Here is a 345-nt window from a genome sequence, read left to right on the forward strand (position 1 = left end):
TGATGTCGTTCTGCGCCATGCCGATCGTCGCGGCGAAGAAGGCGGTCGCAGCGCCCACCACCCCGATCACGTCGAGCGCGACCGTCGCGTACGCGAGCGCCGGCGACAGGCCGCACAGCATGAAGACGCCGGCGGTCACCATCGTGGCGGCGTGGATCCGCGCGGAGACCGGCGTCGGGCCCTCCATCGCGTCCGGCAGCCAGATATAGAACGGGAACTGTGCTGACTTCGTGAACGCACCGAGCAGCACAAGGACTAAAGCCCATATGAAGAAATCATGCTGTGCGAGTTCCGGTGCCTGTGCAATCAATTCGCGGATGGAATAAGTGCCGCCCATGATGCTGC

At 63.8% G+C, this 345-nt stretch carries 1 protein-coding gene; it reads right to left on the bottom strand.

Annotated features, from left to right (window positions below; all coding sequences use genetic code 11):
* Positions 1 to 345: proton-conducting transporter transmembrane domain-containing protein (locus R0J87_RS19005; RefSeq protein ID WP_498888176.1), on the bottom strand; the 345-nt coding region annotated here is incomplete at both ends.

Source organism: Halomonas sp. SIMBA_159 (assembly GCF_046536035.1).
Taxonomy (GTDB): Bacteria; Pseudomonadota; Gammaproteobacteria; order Pseudomonadales; family Halomonadaceae; genus Vreelandella; species Vreelandella venusta_A.